Source organism: Micromonospora sp. CPCC 205561, from assembly GCF_036906775.1.
Lineage (GTDB): Bacteria > Actinomycetota > Actinomycetes > Mycobacteriales > Micromonosporaceae > Micromonospora.
On record NZ_JBAKHV010000001.1, the window covers coordinates 447,852 to 462,679 of the forward strand.

The 14,828-nt window shown below is 74.2% G+C and carries 12 protein-coding genes and 1 pseudogene; 9 read left to right on the top strand and 4 right to left on the bottom strand.

The genetic code is table 11. The features are described 5' to 3' along the window. Positions 1-8: 8 nt before the first annotated feature. From V6V16_RS02015 to V6V16_RS02025, 3 genes are read right to left on the bottom strand one after another with little or no spacing between them, the layout of a single operon-like run. Entirely contained in the window at positions 9-497 is a 489-nt protein-coding gene (locus tag V6V16_RS02015; RefSeq protein ID WP_334558945.1) for a pyridoxamine 5'-phosphate oxidase family protein, read from the bottom strand. Positions 498-499: 2 nt separating this feature from the next. Beyond that, entirely contained in the window at positions 500-997 is a 498-nt protein-coding gene (locus V6V16_RS02020; protein ID WP_334558947.1) for a YbaK/EbsC family protein, read from the bottom strand. After that, positions 994-1,857 carry a 3-hydroxybutyryl-CoA dehydrogenase gene (locus tag V6V16_RS02025; RefSeq protein ID WP_334558948.1) on the bottom strand — a complete coding sequence of 288 codons (864 nt, stop codon included), beginning with the start codon at positions 1,855-1,857 and terminating at the stop codon, positions 994-996. Before V6V16_RS02025 ends, V6V16_RS02020 begins: the two co-directional genes overlap by 4 nt. Before the next feature lie 243 nt (positions 1,858-2,100). Here V6V16_RS02025 and V6V16_RS02030 point away from each other — a divergent pair, with 243 nt between their 5' ends. From V6V16_RS02030 to idi, 5 genes are all read left to right on the top strand, one after another. After that, entirely contained in the window at positions 2,101-3,333 is a 1,233-nt protein-coding gene (locus V6V16_RS02030; RefSeq protein WP_334558950.1) for a cytochrome P450 family protein, read from the top strand. 759 nt (positions 3,334-4,092) lie between these two features. Beyond that, on the top strand, positions 4,093-4,266 hold the full coding sequence (locus V6V16_RS02035; protein ID WP_334558951.1) for a hypothetical protein: 174 nt from the start codon (positions 4,093-4,095) through the stop codon (positions 4,264-4,266). A 51-nt stretch (positions 4,267-4,317) separates the two neighbouring features. Then, positions 4,318-5,118 carry a thioesterase II family protein gene (locus tag V6V16_RS02040; RefSeq protein WP_442934007.1) on the top strand — a complete coding sequence of 267 codons (801 nt, stop codon included), beginning with the start codon at positions 4,318-4,320 and terminating at the stop codon, positions 5,116-5,118. A 44-nt stretch (positions 5,119-5,162) separates the two neighbouring features. Further along, complete coding sequence (locus V6V16_RS02045) at positions 5,163-7,895, top strand: helix-turn-helix transcriptional regulator (protein WP_334558955.1); 2,733 nt, start codon at positions 5,163-5,165, stop codon at positions 7,893-7,895. 48 nt (positions 7,896-7,943) lie between these two features. After that, positions 7,944-8,528 carry an isopentenyl-diphosphate Delta-isomerase gene (gene idi, locus V6V16_RS02050; protein ID WP_334559004.1) on the top strand — a complete coding sequence of 195 codons (585 nt, stop codon included), beginning with the start codon at positions 7,944-7,946 and terminating at the stop codon, positions 8,526-8,528. 13 nt (positions 8,529-8,541) lie between these two features. Here the strand turns inward: idi and V6V16_RS02055 are convergent, their stop codons facing one another. Further along, positions 8,542-9,726, bottom strand: a complete 1,185-nt coding sequence (locus V6V16_RS02055) for a sensor histidine kinase (RefSeq protein WP_334558956.1) — start codon at positions 9,724-9,726, stop codon at positions 8,542-8,544. Positions 9,727-10,208: 482 nt separating this feature from the next. On the opposite strand from V6V16_RS02055, the gene V6V16_RS02060 reads away from it, so the two are divergent. The 4 genes and pseudogenes from V6V16_RS02060 to V6V16_RS02070 all read left to right on the top strand — a co-directional run bounded on the left by V6V16_RS02060 (position 10,209) and on the right by V6V16_RS02070 (position 14,795). Further along, positions 10,209-11,222 (top strand): 3-oxoacyl-ACP synthase III family protein, encoded by a 1,014-nt coding sequence (locus V6V16_RS02060; RefSeq protein ID WP_334558957.1) that lies wholly within the window; start codon positions 10,209-10,211, stop codon positions 11,220-11,222. 17 nt (positions 11,223-11,239) lie between these two features. Further along, positions 11,240-12,259, top strand: a complete 1,020-nt coding sequence (locus V6V16_RS02065; protein ID WP_334558958.1) for a hypothetical protein — start codon at positions 11,240-11,242, stop codon at positions 12,257-12,259. A gap of 28 nt (positions 12,260-12,287) precedes the next feature. Continuing rightward, positions 12,288-12,386: pseudogene (locus tag V6V16_RS27825) on the top strand (cation transporter); the annotation flags it as partial. 126 nt (positions 12,387-12,512) lie between these two features. Next, positions 12,513-14,795: a heavy metal translocating P-type ATPase gene (locus V6V16_RS02070; protein ID WP_442934013.1), complete on the top strand. Its 2,283-nt coding sequence runs from the start codon at positions 12,513-12,515 to the stop codon at positions 14,793-14,795. Positions 14,796-14,828: the final 33 nt, after the last annotated feature.

Here is a 14,828-nt window from a genome sequence, read left to right on the forward strand (position 1 = left end):
ACCGCCCGTCAGGGCAGGTCCACCTCGATCCGGCGGTCGATCCGGTCCTCCAGCCAGGTGGTGGTGTCCACCAGCCAGACGCGGTCGACCGTGATCTGGTAGATCCGGTGCTCGGCGGGCGGCAGCAGCGCCGACACGGGCAGCGTGTACTCCGCCCGGCTCGCCTCGTCCGGCAGCAGTGCGTCGTAGAACGTCCCGTGGTGCGCGTGCACCTCGTCGGCGGTCAGCTCCCGGCAGGTGCCGGTGAACTGGGCGCCGTCGACCTGGGTGAGGCCGCCGTCGCCGGCGACGAAGAGCGCCCCGCTGACCGCGGGCCGGGCCGCCACGTGCCGGCTGTGCCGGGACTGAGTCGCGGAGCCGAAGAGGAAGCGCAGCGGGTCGGGCAGCCACGCGTACTGGAGCACCGACGTCCACGGCCGGCGCCCGGAGGTCACGGTGGAGAGGGAGAGGTACTTGGCCTCGGCGAGGACCCGGTGCAGCCGGTCGGCGAGTTCCATGATCAGCCCACCTCCGCGAGGGGCGCGCCGACGATGTGCGCGACCCGGGGGGCCGCCAGGCGTACGTAGTCGCGGGTGTCCAGCGCGATCGACATGTCGAGCCGGGCGGCGTTGAAGTAGATGAGCGGCTCCGCCAGCAGCAGCGGGTCCACCACCAGCTCGAGGTCGTGCCGGAAACTGAACGGGATGATCGTGCCGCTGGGGCAGCCGGAGAGCCGCTCGGCGGTCTCCCGGGTGGCGAACGAGACGTAGCTGCCGCCCCACATCCCGCGCAACGCGTCGAGCGCCACCAGCCGGTCGCCGGGCACGACGGCCAGCACGAACCGATTCACCTTCTTGCCGACCTTGACCCGCGCGACGATGCACTTCGCCGCCTGGGACAGCGGATGCCCGCGCAGCCGGCTGGCCGGGGAGGTGACGCCCTGCGGCTCGTGCGGGATGAGCCGGAACGCCGCGCCGTGGGACGCCAGCAGACCGGTCAGCCGCTCGTAGCTGTTCATCGCCCGTACTCGTAGAAGCCCCGGCCGGACTTCTTGCCGAGCAGGCCGCCGGCCACCATGCGGGCGAGCAGCGGCGGCGGCGAGTAGAGCGGCTCGCGGAACTCCCGGTACAGCGACTCGCCCGCGGCGGCCACGATGTCGAGCCCGATGAGGTCGACGAGGCGCAGCGGACCCATCGGGTGCGCGCAGCCCAGCGTCATCGCCTTGTCGATGTCGGCGACCGACGCCATCCCGGACTCCACCATCCGGACGGCGGAGATCAGGTACGGGATCAGCAGCGCGTTCACCACGAAGCCCGCCCGGTCCTGGGCGCGGACGACCTGCTTGCCGAGCACGCCGGTGACGAAGGCGTCGACCGCGTCGACCGTGCGGGGGTCGGTACGCACCGAGCCGATGACCTCCACCAGCGGCAGCACCGGCGCGGGGTTGAAGAAGTGGATGCCCACCACCCGCTCCGGGCGGCTGGTGACGCCGCCGAGCTGCACGATCGGGAAGGACGACGTGCAGGAGCCGAGGATCGCCTCCTGATCCTCGACGACCTTGTCGAGGGTGGCGAACACGTCCAGCTTGATCGACTCCTGTTCGGGCGCGGCCTCGATCACCAACTGCCGGTCGGCGAAGTCGGCCAGGTCGGCGGTGAAGGCCACCCGCGCCAGCGCCGCGTCCCGGTCCGCACCGCTCAGCTTGCCCCTGTCCACGGCCCGGTCGAGCGACCCGGTGAGCCGCGCCAGGCCGGGCGCGACGGACGCCGGCCGGGACACCGCGACGAGCACGTCCAGCCCTGCCCTCGCGCACGTCTCGGCGATCCCGGCGCCCATGACGCCGCACCCGACGACGCCGACCCGACGAATCCTGTCCATGTTTTTCTGCCTCCGCACACGCGTTCGCACAAATGGTCTGTCGCGGAATTCGACGAGCGGGGCGGGATCGCCGCCTCCGGACAAGTGTCGTGGGATGGACGATAGGGTGGCCCGGCGGCGGGTCGCAATGAGCTGCGCCATTGTCCAGTCACATTCGTGGCGGCTGCGAGAATTCCGTTACCGGACAGTTCCCGATCGACGGTTACCTTTCTCTGCGTTCCCTCACATCGTAGGAGGCGCACTATGGTCGACTTCAGCGCTGCCCCCACCGCCCAGATCGACAGCCGCGGCGGCACCTGCCTGTACGCGCAGATCGACGAGTTCCGCGCGGCCGGCCCCGCGGTGGCCGTCGAGCTACCGGAAGGCATGCTGGCTTGGTCGATCACGCGCGGCGACGTGGTCCGGCGCCTGCTGACCCACCCGGGGGTCTCCCGCAACGTCAAGAAGAACGTGCCCAGCTACACCCCCGGCGAGATCAAGTGGCTGTCGCCGTGGGTGGACGTCGAGTCCATGTCCACGGCGGAGGGCCGCGAGCACCAGCGCCTGCGGCAGCTCGTGGCGCCGGCGCTGACCCCGAAGCGGATCGACGCGATGCGCCCGCACCTGGAGCTCATCGCCGGGCGGCTGCTCGACGACCTGGCAACCCGCCCGCCGGACGAGCCCGTCGACCTGCACACCACGTACTCCCAGCAGCTGCCGACCAGGATGATCTGCGACCTCTTCGGGGTGCCGGACGACCTGCGGCCCGAGGTGCTGCGCATCCTGCGGGTGGTGCTGAACACCGACAACGTGCCGGAGGAGGAGTCGGCCGCGGTCTACGTCGACATGAACGTCGCCATGCGTACGCTCATCGACCTCAAGCGCCGCGAGCCGTCCGACGACCTGACCAGCTTCCTGATGGCGGCCCGGGTGGAGGGCGAGGAACCGCTCAGCGAGCAGGAGCTGGTCGACATGCTGCTGCTGCTCATCGGCGGCGGCAGCCAGACGACCGTGACGCTCATCGACCACACCGTCCGCGAGCTGCTCGCCAACCCGGACCAGCTGGCGACCCTGCTGGCCGACCCGGCCCGCTGGCCGGACGCGATCGAGGAGGCGCTGCGGGCGCACTGCCCGGTGGCGGCGCTGCCGATGCGCTGGGCGAAGGAGGACATCGACCTCGGCGAGGGGGTCGTCATCCGGGCGGGCGACGCCATCCTGATCAGCTACCTGGCGCACGGCCGGGACCCGGCGGTGCACGAGAACCCCGAGGTGTTCGACATCGACCGGGAGAACAAGGAGCACCTCGCGTTCGGGGCCGGCCCGCACTTCTGCCCCGGCGCCCGGCTGGCGCGGCTGGAGGCGGCCGTGGCGGTGCCGGCGCTGTTCGCCCGCTTCCCGCGCCTCGCGCTGGCCGTGCGGCCGGAGGAGATCCAGCCGCTGCGCTCGTTCATGGCGAACGACGTGGCGTCGCTGCCGGTGCTGCTGCGCCACCGGTAGCCGGGGCACCGCGTACGGCCGGCGACCGCACCGCGTCCCGTCCCGTACGGCTCGACACCGCGCGGGCAGGCCCGGAGACCGCGCGGGTGGCTCCGACGGCGGTGTGCCGCGGGCGCGGCGGTTCCCGGCGGGAACCGCCGCGCCCGCGTGTCCGGCCAGGGGAGGGCGCTCGACCGGCGGGCAGCGGACGGGCGCCACGCCGGGTGCCGCGCGGGCGCGCCGTCGGCCCCCGGGCCGCCGCCCGCCGGTGGCCATCGGCGGGGCACCCCCGGGTCATCGCTCGGGCACGGCCGGCGCACGGCGGGGGCCATCGGTCGGTGCGGCTCGTCCCGGCGGGCGGCGGTCGACCGGCGGCGGGCGTGAAGCCGTCACGTGCGGCCGGGTGAACGACGCGCGACGGGGCGGGGAACGGCGCCCGTCGGCCCGGCGAAACCGTACGCGTCCGGTGCCGGCGGACGGACTCCCGCGGCTCGCCGCGCGGGCCGGAGCACCGCGCGTACGCCCTGCCCGGCGGCGGTCACGCGGCGACCGGGCCGAGGCGCGGAGCGGGCCGCCGACGCACCGGCGGTACCCCGGTGCGGTTTCGCGTCTTGACAGCCGGCACCTATTCTGCCGTGCCCGGGGGCATGAGCGATTCACGAATGCGTTGTGATGAATGGTCGTGCAGCCGATGAGCGCAGACCTTGTTGGAACACGCGCCATCCAGGAGGTTTAAGTGGCGCTCAGCATCGAGGCCGTGTACCGCGAGAGGGGACTCCCATGCCGATCAATGCTACCGAGATTCTCAATGCCTTCTTCTTCGACGGTGCCGAGGTCCCGGCGGACGCGGACCTCCGCATCGACGTGGTGGACAGCTGGAGCACCGGCGACCTGGCCGCCGTCCGACCCACCACCATCAGCTGGAGCGAGGTCCGGGTCGACGCGGGCCGCTGACGGCACGGGCGGCACCGGCACCGGCACCGACACCACGAGCGGAATCGCGGGGTGAACGAGATGACAGACACCGACCTGTGGGTGCACCGCTTCCATCCCGCGGACGAGGCGCCGACCAGGCTGCTGTGCCTGCCGCACGCCGGCGGCGCGGCGAGCTACTTCCTGGGGATGGCCAAGGCGCTCGCGCCCGAGGTCGACGTGCTCGCCGTGCAGTACCCGGGCCGTCAGGACCGGATGCGGGAGCCGGGGATCACCTCGGTCCACGAGATGGCGGACCGGCTGGTGGCGGCGCTGCTGCCGCTGGTCGACCGGCCGCTGGCCGTGTTCGGCCACAGCCTCGGCGCGATGATCGGTTTCGAGGTGGCGATGCGGCTGCGGGAGGCGGGCAAGACCCCGACCGGGCTCTTCGTGTCCGGCCGGCGGGCGCCGCACCGGCGCAAGCTCGACCGGATCCACCTGCGCGACGACGCCGGCCTGATCGCCGAGGTCCGCGCGCTGGCGGGCACCGACGACGCGGTGTTCGACGACGAGGAGGTGCTGCGGATGGTGCTGCCGGCCATCCGTTCCGACTTCACCGCCGCCGAGACCTACGTGTACCGGCCCGGCCCGCGCCTCGCCTGCCCGATCGTCGCCCTCGTCGGCGACGAGGACCCCCGGGTGACGGCCGACGAGGCGCGCGCGTGGCAGGAGCACACCGACGACACGTTCGAACTCGCCGTTTATCCGGGCGGTCACTTCTACCTGAACGACAACATGCCCGCGGTGCTGCGCCGGATCCGGGCGCACACCCGGTCGTCCGGCGAGGCAGCGGGTGGCGACACCGCGCTGGCCCGCGCCGCGCAACCGGGGTGAGTCGCCGGTCGACCGAACCTCAGGAGTGTCCGGAGGTGTCCCACATGGCACTGATCGAGAGAGAACACCTGCTGGCCGACCTCGCCGAGACGTACGCGACGGCCGCCGCCGGCCAGGGCCGGGTGGCGCTCGTCGACGGCGGGGTGGCCAGCGGGAAGACCAGGCTGGTGAACGCCGCCGCCGAGGTGGCCGCCGGCGCCGGCGCGCTCGTGCTGACCGCCGCCTGCTCGGTGGCGGAGAGCACCATCCGCCTGGGTGTCATCGGGCAGCTCTTCCACAGCCTGCGGGCCCAGACCATGTCGGCCGACCACCTGCCGCTGCTGCGGCGCGACGACGGCCCCGGCGGCGACCCGGAGGCACCCGCCCTGCGCCACCACGAGGCGCGGCTGCTGGAGGACGTCTGCCAGGTCCTGCTGGACGTCGCCGCGGAGCGGGCCCTGGTGGTCGTCGTGGACGACGTGCAGTTCGCCGACCCCCTGTCCCTGCAGGCACTGCTCTACCTGCAACGGCGGATCCGCTTCGCGCGGATGATGCTGGTGCTGAGCGGCTGCGTCGGCGCGCGGCCCGAGGCCGCCGCCTTCCGGGCGGAACTCACCCGGCAGCCGCACTGCCGCCTCCTGCGGCTGCCGCCGCTGTCGCCCGACGGCGTGGGTCGCCTGCTGGCCGAGCGGATCCCGCCGGATGCCGCCCGGCGGCTCGCCGCCTCCGCCCACGTGCTCAGCGGTGGCAACCCGATGCTCGTGCACGCGCTGGTCGAGGACTCGCTCGCCGACGCCGACGACGCTGCCGCGCCGACGGTGGGCGAGTCGTTCGTGCAGGCCGCGCTCGCCTGCCTGCACCGCAGCGACCCGCGACTGCTCGACGTGGCCCGGGCACTGGCGATCGTCGGCCCGTCCGGGTCCGCCGGGCTCGTCGCCGGGCTGGTGGGGCTGAGCCCGGCGGCCACCCGCCAGGTGCTCGGCGCGCTGGCCGAGGCGGGCCTCACCCGGGGACCCGCCTACCACCACCCGGCCGTCCGTGCCGCGGTGCTGGACGACTGCCCGCCCGACGTCCAGTCGGCCCTGCGTACCCGGGCCGCCCGGCTGCTGCACGAGGAGGGCGCCGGCGCCGCCGAGGTCACGGCCCACCTGTTGCGCGCCGGCGAGCCGGCCGAGCCCTGGGCGACGCCGGTGCTGGTCGCCGCCGCCCGGGAGGCAGTCACCGGCGGCGCCGTACGCCAGGCGGTGGACTGCCTCGAACTGGCACTGCGCTCGACCGGCGAGGGCGCGGCGCGGGCCGCGGCGCAGGCGGCGCTCGTGCGGGTGCACTGGCGCACCGAACCCGAGGCGGTCCCGCGCCACCTGCCGGCGTTGCTGGAGGCGGCCCGCGCCGGCCTGCTCGACGAGGCCGACACGCTGCTGCTCGCCCGTTCGCTCGCCTGGCACGGTCGGCACGCCGAGGCGGTGGAGGCGCTCGGCACGGTGGGCGACCTGGCCGGGCACCCGGACCCGGACCTGGGCGCGGACTACCTGGCCACCCGGGACTGGCTGCTGCACTGCCGCCCGCGGGGCGGCGGCGCACCCGGCGGGCCGGGCGCCGGCCGGGGCGGCGCCGTGGACCGCGCGGAGGAGGTGCTGCAACGCGCCCGGGCGGGCGACTCCCCACTGGTGTCCGTGTGGCACGCGCTGCGGGTGCTGGTGTACGCCGACCATCTCGACCGCGCCACCGAGTGGTGCGAGAAGCTGGCCGAGGAGGCCGAGGCGGACGGCCTCGTCAGTTGGCGCGCCGTGCTGACCGACGTGCGGGCCGCCATCGCCCTGTGCCGGGGCGACCTCGCCGCCGCCGAGCGGCACGCGGGGGACGCGCTGGCCGCGATGCCGCCCGCCGCGTGGGGCGTCGCCGTCGGCTCGCCGCTGGCGCACCTGGTGCTGGCCCGCACGATGACCGCGCAACTGTCGCTGGCCGAGGCGGCCCTGCGGGAGCCGACGCCGGCCGCGATGCGGCAGAGCCTGTTCTGGCCGCAGTACCTGCGCGCGCGGGGCGTCTACTACGACGCGGTGGACCGGCGGCACGCCGCCGTCGCGGACTTCCAGAACACCGGCCAGCTCGCCGTGACCTGGGGCGCCGACGATCCCGCCGCGCTGCCCTGGCGGGTCGACCTGGCCCGGCTGCACGTGCGGATGGGCCGCCCGGACCGGGCCCGGAAGCTGATCGCCGAGCACCTGGCGCTGCCGGGCGGCGACGCCCCCCGGGTCAAGGGGATGGGGCTGCGGGCGCTGGCCGCGGCGTACGCGCCGAAGCAGCGTCAGGTGATGCTGCGCGAGGCGATGGATCTGCTGCACGCCAGCGGGGACCGGCACGAGCTCGCGCACGTCTTCGCGGACCTGAGCCAGACCGGGCACGCGCTCGGCGAGTTCGGGCGGGCCAAGATGATGGGCGCGCACGCCCTCCAGCTCGCCGAGGGCTGCCACGCCGAGCTGCTTCGGCGCCGGCTAAAGCCGTCCCACGACACGCTCGACCCCGCGGTGGCCGGCGCGAAGGACGGCCTGGCCACCCTGACCGACGCGGAGCGCCGGGTGGTCAACCTGGCCGCCCGCGGCCACACCAACCGGGAGATCGGCGACCGGCTGTTCATCACGGTCAGCACCGTCGAGCAGCACCTCACGCGGGCCTACCGCAAACTCAAGATCAGCACGCGGACGGAGCTGGTGCACATCGACGCGCCGAGGACCGCCCGGACGAGGCGGCGCCGGCGGGACGTCGCCACGGCGGAGCCGGCGGGGGACGCCGGACCGTGACCGGTCCCGCCCGGTCGAACTGAACCCGTTGGGAAGGACCCCGTGACCATGCCGCAGGTCGTGCTACTCGACGAGCAGGGGCGGCCCGTCGGCGCCACCGAGGGGGCGACCGTGCACCACCTGCGTACGCCGCTGCACCTCGCCTTCTCCTGCTACGTCTTCACCAGCGACGCGAAGCTCCTGCTCACGCTGCGCGGCACCCGGACGCGGACCTGGCCGGGAACCTGGACGAACTCCTGCTACGGCCATCCCGCGCCGGGCGAGCCCGTGGCCGCGGCGGTCACCCGTACCGTCGGCGCGGAACTCGGCCTCGCCGCGCCCGCCCCCGAGCTGGTGCTGCCGGCGTTCCGCTACCGCGCGGTGATGGACAACGGGGTGGCGGAGAACGCCGTGTCGCCGGTGTTCCGGGTGGTGACCGACGAGCGCCCGGACCCGGACCCGGCGGTCGTCGACGACTTCGAGTGGGCCGACTGGGCGGACTTCGTGTACGCGGTGGACACCGGGGACATCTCGCTGTCGCCGTGGTGCCGCCTCCAGGTCGCGGAACTCGTCGCGCTGGGCGATGACCCGACGCGCTGGCCCACCGCCGACGAGTGCCTCCTGCCCGGCGCCGCGCCGGGCCTGCTCGGCTGAACCGCCGGGCGGGTCAGGGCTCCGCCCGGACGACCGCCTGCACGGTGCAGATCCCGCCCGCCCGCCAGGTCCTCAGCGTGCCACCGGCCTCCCGCACCCGCTCGGCCAGCCCCGCCAGCGAGCCGTCGTCGTTCGCCGTCGCGTCGGTGGCGCCGTCGTTGGCGACCGTCAGCCGGGCCGTGGAGCCCTCGCGGGTGACCTCGATCGTGCACCAGCGGGCCTCCTCGTGGCGCAGCACGTGGGTGCCCGCCTCCCGTAGCACCGAGGCCAGCGGCGCGGTGAGCGCGGGCGGCAGCTCCTCGTCCGGTTGCGACACGGTGCACCGCAGGCCTGCGGCGCCCAGTACCCGTGCCACACCGAGGACGTGCTCGCGCAGCTCGACGTGGCGGTATCCGTGCACAGCCTCGCGCATCCGGGCCAGCGCGGTCGCCGCGAGTGCCCGCATCTCGGCGGTCTCCTGCCGGGTCCGCTCCCCGTCCACCAGCGCCAGCCGCGACGCCAGCTCGGCCTTGAGGATGATCGCCGCGAGGTGGTTGCCGAGCAGGTCGTAGACGTCACGGGCGAAGCGCAGCCGCTCCTCGGTGGCCGCCAGCCGGGCCAGTGCGTCGCGCCCCTCCCGGGCCTGGCCGAGGAACGTCCAGAACCAGAGGTGCAGCACGTTCCACAGCGCCACCGACAGCCCGAGCACCACCGTGACGGTCACGGCCCGGCGTACGGAGCCCTCCAGCGCCCAGGCCGTCGCCGCGGCGAGCAGTGCCGTCGCGGCCATCGGCGGCACCGCGTACCGGACCGGCAGCAGCAACGGCGCGACCCCGACCAGCCCGGCACCCACGAACGACCAGGCGAGCCCGGGGGTGCCACCGGCCGGCCCGACGAGCGGGACGGAGAGCAGGGCGGCCACGGCGGCGCCGGCGAGCGGCCGGCCGGGCGCCGCGAGGGTCGGCCCGGGGGTGACCGCCCGGTACAGTGCGACGGCGAGCGCCGCCGCGAGCAGCAGTATCCCGGTGCCGCCGAGGACCATCCACCGTGGATCCGGCGCGCGCGTGATCTCCAGACACGCGACGACGAGGCACGCGGCGGCCCCGCTCGCGGCGCTGGCCAGGGTGCACCAGCGCGCCTGGCGCATGGCGGGGGTCGACGGGAGGCGGGCCAGCTCGTCCGTGACCGTGGCGGCGGCCTGGTGTCCGGTGAGCGTCAACGCGGGGACCTCCGGGGTTCCGGACGCGCGGCGGGCGGCACCGGCACGCCCGACGCCGCCGGACGCACCGGTGTGGACGGCAGCGCGGTCAGCATGGTCGCCTCCAAGTCCCCTGGGCTACTCATCGCATCGTAAGGGTCACTGAGGGTGGGGGCAGCAGCGAGTCCGTCCGTCGCCGGCGCCCCGCGCCGCCCGTCCGTGGATCACGGCGGCGCGCGGTGCCAGCATGGCGGTGTACGACGGCCGCTTCCCATCCGCGTCGTGTCATGCCCGGTCCGGGAAGAATTGCATGGGTTGACCGTGTGCGGACGGTTCGCCGAAGCCGTCGGGAAATTGCGCCTTCCATCGCCCCGAAATCGTTTCCCCATTGCTCGGTAATTTGCGCGGTGATTGGCATGGGGGCGTGCCACGCGTGATTGCGGTCGATGCTTCCGCTCGGCTAATTTGCAGCCAAGGAACGCCTTTCCTCTCTGGAGGCTGCTGTGTCCTCATCCGTCGGAATTCTGGGCACCGGATCCTCGGTGCCCACGCGAGCGATGTCGAACGAGGAAATCGCGAGCCGCGTGCCGGGGGTGACCCCGGAGTGGATCGTGGCCAAGACGGCCATTCGTTCGCGCCGCTTCGCGGCTGCCGACGAGGCCACCTCGGACCTCGCCGCGCGCGCGGGCGCCCTGGCGCTGCGGGACGCGGGCCTCGGCGTCGACCGGGTCGACTACCTCATCGTGTCCACGTCGACCCCCGACCACCCGCAGCCGCCGACGGCCTGCCTGGTCCAGGAGCGGCTCGGCGCCTACGGGGCCGCCTGCCTCGACGTCAACGTGGTCTGCGCGGGCTTCGTGCACGCCCTGGTGCTGGCGCGCTCGCTGGTGGCCGACCGACCGGGCACCCACGCGCTGGTGATCGGCGCCGACGTGTACTCGCGCATCCTGGACTTCGAGGACCGGCGCACCGCCGTGCTGCTGGGTGACGGCGCCGGGGCGGCCGTGGTGGGCCCGGTGCCCGCCGGCCGGGGCGTCGTCGAGTACGAGATGGCGAGCCGGGGCGACGCCAGCGACCTGATCCGGGTGGTGGCGGGCGGCAGCAGGCTGCCGGCCTCGGCGGCGACGCTGGCCGACGGCGGTCACTTCTTCCGGATGCAGGGACGCGGTGTCACCGAGCTGGTCCTGCAGGACGTGCCGCCGTTCGTGGACAAGCTGCTCGCCCGGGCGGGCGTCGACGCCGCCGACGTGGCGCACGTGGTGCCGCACCAGCCGAACGGGCTGCTGCTCGACCGGCTCGTGGAGGCGTGCGGGCTGACCGCCGCGCGGACCCACCGCACGGTCGAGGAGTACGCCAACACCGGCAGCGCCTCCGTCCCGCTCACCCTCGACCACGCCAACCGGGCCGGTGCGTTCTCCGACGGGGACCTCCTGCTCCTGCTGGCGTTCGGCGGCGGCATGTCGTTCGGGGCATGCCTGCTGCGGTGGAGCCGTACGGCCTCCACACCACTCGTGTAGACACAGGACGGTCATCGATGAAGACCTTGACGAAACTCGGTGCGTTCGTGCTGGCCCTGGTGCTGGTGCTGACGAGCGCGTACGTGGTGGGCCGGGTCGCCGGGCCCCCGCCGGCCAAGGCGCCCGCCGCCGCGCCGGCCGCCGCGCCGGCGGCCGGGCACGGGGAGGACGGCCCGGGCGGCCTGGCGATCTCGCACGAGAGCATGTACCTGAAGGTGCTCACGGACAACGTGCCGGCGGGGACCCCCCAGACGTTCGCCTTCCAGGTGCTGCAGCACGACGGCACGCCGCTCATGAAGTACAAGGCGCAGCACGAGAAGCTGATGCATCTCATCGTCGCCAGCCGCGACCTGGCGCACTTCCAGCACGTCCACCCGAACCTCGGCGCGGACGGCATCTGGCGGGTGCCGCTGACCTTCCCGGCGGCGGGCGAGTACCGGGTCTTCGCGGACTACATGCCGCTGTGGGGCATCCACGGCGAGACGCTCGGCGCGGACGTGTCGGTGTCGGGCGTCTACCGTCCCCAGGCGCTGCCCGCGCCCTCGACCACCGCCACGGTGGACGGCTACACGGTCACCCTCGGCGGCGAGCTCACGCCGGCCAAGGACGGCAAGCTGACGCTCAGCGTCGCCAAGGGTGGCAAGCCGGTCACCGACCTGGAGCCCTACCTGGGCGCCTTCGGGCACCTGGTCGCCCTGCGCGACGGGGACCTGGCGTACCTGCACGTGCACCCCGACGGCACGCCGGGCGACGGGCAGACCGCCCCCGGCCCGGACATCGTCTTCCACGCCACCGCGCCGACCTACGGCGACTACCGGCTGTTCCTGGACTTCCAGCACCAGGGCGTCGTGCGTACCGCGTCGTTCACCCTGCGGGTGCCGGGGCCGAACCCGCCGCCGCACGGGCTGAGCGAGGAGGCGTTCGCCGCCGCCAAGGCCCGCAACGAGGCCGCCGCCAAGAACGGTGGCCACGCGCCCGGCGGCGCGACCGGCGGGGCGACCACCGGCACCGAGGGGAGCCCGCATGGCCACGGCTGAGAACCGGTTGGAGCTGTTGATCGGCGGCATGACGTGCGCGGCCTGCGCGGCGCGCATCGAGAAGCGCCTCAACGACATCGCCGGGGTGAAGGCGACCGTCAACTACGCCACCGAGAAGGCGAAGGTGCTGGTCCCGCCGCAGGTCTCGCAGGCGGAGGTGATCGCCGCCGTCGAGGAGATCGGCTTCACCGCCCGGCCGGTGAAGCCGCGCACGGCGAGGGCTGAGAACCAGTTGGAGCTGTTGATCGGCGGCATGACGTGCGCGGCCTGCGCGGCGCGCATCGAGAAGCGCCTCAACGACATCGCCGGGGTGAAGGCGACCGTCAACTACGCCACCGAGAAGGCGAAGGTGCTGGTCCCGCCGCAGGTCTCGCAGGCGGAGGTGATCGCCGCCGTCGAGGAGATCGGCTTCACCGCCCGGCCGGTGCTGCCGGTCGCGGCGCCGGCGGCGGACGCCCCGGACCCGGCCGCCGAGGAGGCGGCCGAGCACGACCGTGAGCTGCGGGCCGCCCGGCACCGGCTCTGGGTGGTGGCCGTGCTGGCCGTACCGGTCATCGCGCTGTCGATGTTCTCCCAGCTCCAGTTCGAGTACTGGCAGTGGGCCTGCCTGACGCTGGCCGCGCCGGTCGTGGTGTGGGGGGCGTGGCCGTTCCACCGGGCTGCCTTCGCCAACCTCCGGTACGCCGCCGCGTCGATGGACACGCTGGTCTCGGTCGGCACGCTCGCCGCGTTCGTCTGGTCGCTCTACACGCTCTTCCTCGGCACCGCCGGCGTGCCGGGCATGCGGCACCCGTTCCGGATCACCCTGGAGCGCACCCCCGGCGAGGGGAACATGTACCTGGAGGTCGCCGCCGGGGTGACCCTCTTCATCCTCTGTGGCCGGTACTTCGAGGCCCGCGCGAAGCGCCGCTCCGGCGCCGCGCTGCGGGCGCTGCTGTCGCTGGGCGCCAAGGACGTGACGGTGCTACGCGACGGCGTCGAGACGATCGTGCCGATCTCCGCGCTCGCCGTCGGCGACCGGTTCCTGGTGCGGCCGGGGGAGAAGGTGGCGACCGACGGCGTCGTCGAGGAGGGCTCCTCGGCCGTGGATGCCAGCATGCTCACCGGCGAATCCGTACCCGTCGAGGTGGGCCCCGGCGACGAGGTCGTCGGCGCGACGGTGAACGCCGGCGGGCGGCTCGTGGTACGCGCCACGAAGGTGGGCGGCGAAACCCAGCTCGCGCAGATGGCCCGGCTGGTGGAGGAGGCGCAGACCGGCAAGGCCGACGTCCAGCGGCTCGCCGACCAGGTCTCGGCGGTGTTCGTGCCGGGGGTCATCGGGCTGTCGATCGCCACGCTCGGCTACTGGCTCGGCTCCGGCCAGCCGGCGGCGGCGGCGTTCACCGCGGCGGTGGCCGTACTGATCATCGCCTGCCCGTGCGCGCTGGGCCTGGCGACGCCGACCGCGCTGCTGGTAGGCACCGGTCGGGGCGCCCAGCTCGGCATCCTCATCAAGGGCCCGCAGGTGCTGGAGTCCACCCGGACCGTCGACACCGTCGTGCTCGACAAGACCGGCACGGTCACCACCGGCGAGATGTCCGTGGTGGAGGTCGTGCCCGTGGACGGGGTGACCGACGCCCAGCTGCTGCGGCTCGCCGGCGCGCTGGAGAGCGCGTCGGAGCATCCCATCGCGCGGGCCGTCGTGGCGGGCGCGCGGGAAGCCTGCGGGGAGCTGCCCGCCGTGACGGACTTCACCAGCGAGGCCGGCGTCGGGGTGCGCGGCACGGTGGACGGGCACGAGGTGCTCGTCGGCCGGGCGACGCTGCTCGGGTCGTGGGCGGCGGAGCTGCCGGAGCGGCTCGGCGCCGCCAGGGCGGCGGCCGACGCGGCGGGCCGTACCTCGGTCATGGTCGGTTGGGACGGCGCGGTGCGCGGGATGCTCGTGGTCTCCGACCGGGTGAAGCCCACCAGCGCGGCGGCGGTCGCGCAGTTCCGGCGGCTGGGGCTGCACCCGATCCTGCTCACCGGCGACAACGCCGCCGTCGCGGCGACCATCGCGGCGGAGGTCGGCATCGACGACGTGGTCGCCGAGGTGCTTCCCGCCGGCAAGGTCGAGCTGGTCAAGCGGCTCCAGGCCGACGGCAAGGTCGTCGCGATGGTCGGCGACGGCGTCAACGACGCGGCAGCGCTCGCGCAGGCCGACCTGGGCATCGCGATGGGCACCGGCAGCGACGTGGCGATCGAGTCGGGCGACCTGACGGTGGTACGCGGCGACCTGCGGGTGGTCGCGGACGCCATCCGGCTCTCGCGGCGCACCCTCGCCACCATCAAGGGCAACCTGTTCTGGGCCTTCGCGTACAACGTCGCGGCGATCCCGCTCGCGGCCAGCGGGCTGCTCAATCCGATGCTGGCCGGCCTGATCATGGCCGGGAGCTCGGTGTTCGTGGTGTCGAACAGCCTGCGGCTGCGGCGGTTCCGGGCGCTCGCCGGCAACGAACTGCCGGAGCCGGCCGAAACGACCGGGGCGGCGCGCGCGCCGATGGTCACCGCGTCCTGACACGTCGACGTCCCGCGACGACCGCGTTTCGCA

What these genes read in the sequence shown, in the direction of transcription:
- V6V16_RS02065 (WP_334558958.1), top strand. Translation starts at nt 11,240, where the DNA reads ATGAAGACCTTGACGAAACTCGGTGCGTTCGTGCTGGCCCTGGTGCTG.
- V6V16_RS02070 (WP_442934013.1), top strand. Translation starts at nt 12,513, where the DNA reads ATGACGTGCGCGGCCTGCGCGGCGCGCATCGAGAAGCGCCTCAACGAC.
- V6V16_RS02015 (WP_334558945.1), bottom strand. Translation starts at nt 497, where the DNA reads ATGGAACTCGCCGACCGGCTGCACCGGGTCCTCGCCGAGGCCAAGTAC.
- V6V16_RS02020 (WP_334558947.1), bottom strand. Translation starts at nt 997, where the DNA reads ATGAACAGCTACGAGCGGCTGACCGGTCTGCTGGCGTCCCACGGCGCG.
- V6V16_RS02045 (WP_334558955.1), top strand. Translation starts at nt 5,163, where the DNA reads ATGGCACTGATCGAGAGAGAACACCTGCTGGCCGACCTCGCCGAGACG.
- V6V16_RS02030 (WP_334558950.1), top strand. Translation starts at nt 2,101, where the DNA reads ATGGTCGACTTCAGCGCTGCCCCCACCGCCCAGATCGACAGCCGCGGC.
- V6V16_RS02035 (WP_334558951.1), top strand. Translation starts at nt 4,093, where the DNA reads ATGCCGATCAATGCTACCGAGATTCTCAATGCCTTCTTCTTCGACGGT.
- V6V16_RS02025 (WP_334558948.1), bottom strand. Translation starts at nt 1,857, where the DNA reads ATGGACAGGATTCGTCGGGTCGGCGTCGTCGGGTGCGGCGTCATGGGC.
- idi (WP_334559004.1), top strand. Translation starts at nt 7,944, where the DNA reads ATGCCGCAGGTCGTGCTACTCGACGAGCAGGGGCGGCCCGTCGGCGCC.